The sequence below is a fragment of the Nocardia farcinica genome (assembly GCF_029867845.1).
Taxonomy (GTDB): Bacteria; Actinomycetota; Actinomycetes; order Mycobacteriales; family Mycobacteriaceae; genus Nocardia; species Nocardia farcinica_A.
The window spans coordinates 1-1864 of sequence record NZ_JARWRU010000355.1 but is presented as its reverse complement, the minus strand read 5'-3'; the positions used below and the strand labels follow the sequence as shown (position 1 = coordinate 1864).

Genomic DNA, 1864 nt, shown 5'->3' with positions numbered 1-1864 from the left:
CCCCCGCCCCCCCCCCCGGCCCGCCCAGGCGATAGTAGTTGGTGAGCCGGGTGGCGGGGAGGAGCGGCGCGGCCGTGGCGGGCGGGCCGGCCCCGGCGCAACCGCGCGGCACCGCGTCGAGCAATTGCCTGGTGTACTCGTGCCGGGGATCGGTGATGACCCGCTCGGCCTGCCCCTGCTCGACGATCCGGCCTGCCCGCATGACCGCGATGCGGTCGGCGACCGCGGCCACCACCGCCAGATCGTGGCTGACCAGGATCATCGCGCGCCCGCCCGCGACCTGCCGGACCAGCAGGTCGAGCACCTGCGCCTGGACGGTGACGTCGAGCGCGGTGGTCGGTTCGTCGGCGATGAGGATGTCCGGGTCGCGGGCCAGTGCCGAGGCGATGAGCGCGCGCTGACGTTGACCGCCCGACAGCTGGAAGGAGCGCTGCCGCTTACGGATCGCCGGATCGGCGATGCCGACGGAGGTCAGCAGTTCCTCGACGCGGGCGGCGCGGCGGGCGCGGGGCAGCTCCCGCAAGGCTTCGCCGATCTCGGCCTCGACGGTGCGCAGCGGGTCGAGCGCCACCAGCGCGTCCTGGAAGACCAGGCCGATCCTGCTGCCCCTGAGCCGCCGCCACTGCCGCTCGGACCGGCCGAGGGCTGGTTCGCCGAACAGCTCGAAGGTCTCGGCGCGCACGCGCGCCCCCGCCCCGGCCAATCCGACCAGGCTGCGGGTGGTCACCGACTTGCCCGAGCCGGATTCGCCCACGATGGCGAGGATTTCGCCGCGCCGCAGCTCCAGGTCGACGCCGTCGACGACATCGGCCGCCCCGCCGCGGAAGCCGACGCGCAGGCCGCGCACCCGGAGCACGACCTCGGACACCACCCGAGCGGGGTCGGCGACATCGCCACCGGGCCCGGCGTGCGCGGCGTCGGCCTGGATCGCGGCGGGGACGCGGCGGTCGGCGCACGGGCGGGCATCCGTGACAGGCCCGGCGGTGGCGGCCTTGCGGCCGTGGGCGAGGGTCATGGCTGTGCCCTTCGTTCGAAGCGGTGGCCGGCGTAACGGCCGAGCACCGTGGTGGCCAGCACCACGACGGTGACGGCCGCGCCGGGGAAGGCCACCGACCACCAGGCGACGCGCAGGTCGCCGTGCGCCTCGGCCAGCATCGAGCCCCATTCGGGTTCCGGCGGCTGTGGCCCGAAACCGAGGAAGCTGAGGGCGGCGGCGCCGAGGATGCTGGTGCCGAGGCCGAGGGTGATCACGACCGGCAGCGAGCGCAGCGCGTTGGGCAGGATGTGGCGCACCACCACGCGCGGTCGGGAGCGGGTGAGCAGACCGGCCTGGGCGACGTACTCGCTGCCGCGCACCGCTCTGGTCTCCGCGCGCATCACCCTGGCGAAACGGGGTGCGGCGGCGATGCCGATGGCCAGCACCAGATTCGCGGTCCCGGTGCCGGTGAAGGCGATCAGCACCAGGGCGAGCAGGATCTCGGGGAAGGCGCCGAGCAGATCGAACACCCGCGAGGCCACCGCGTCCACGAACCGGCCGCCGATGCCCGCGACCAAGCCGAGGCCCACCCCGATCGCCACCGCCAGCGCCGTCGCGGCGACGCCGATGAGCAGCGACAGCCGCGCGCCGTGCACGATGCGGGTGAACACGTCGCGGCCGAGCTGGTCGGTGCCCAGCGGGTGGGCGGGCGAGGGCGGCCGGTGCGCGGCGGGCAGGTCGGTGTGCAGCGGGTCGCCGCCTGCCAGCAGGTCGGGGGCGAGCGCGGCCAGCGCGGCCAGCGCCAGCGTCGCGGCGGCGAGCCACACGGCGAGCGGAGGGGCGGGCAGCGGGAGGCGGACGCGGGCGCGCGCCCCGGCGGGGGCGGGG

2 protein-coding genes are annotated in these 1864 nt (G+C 76.1%); both read right to left on the bottom strand.

The features are described 5' to 3' along the window. Positions 1 to 1015 (bottom strand): ABC transporter ATP-binding protein (locus QH283_RS07630; protein ID WP_280502314.1); only part of this gene is annotated, 1015 nt, incomplete at its 3' end. Continuing rightward, the coding region (locus QH283_RS07625) for an ABC transporter permease (protein ID WP_348538264.1) at positions 1012 to 1864 on the bottom strand (853 nt) is incomplete at its 5' end. The genes QH283_RS07625 and QH283_RS07630, both read right to left, overlap by 4 nt.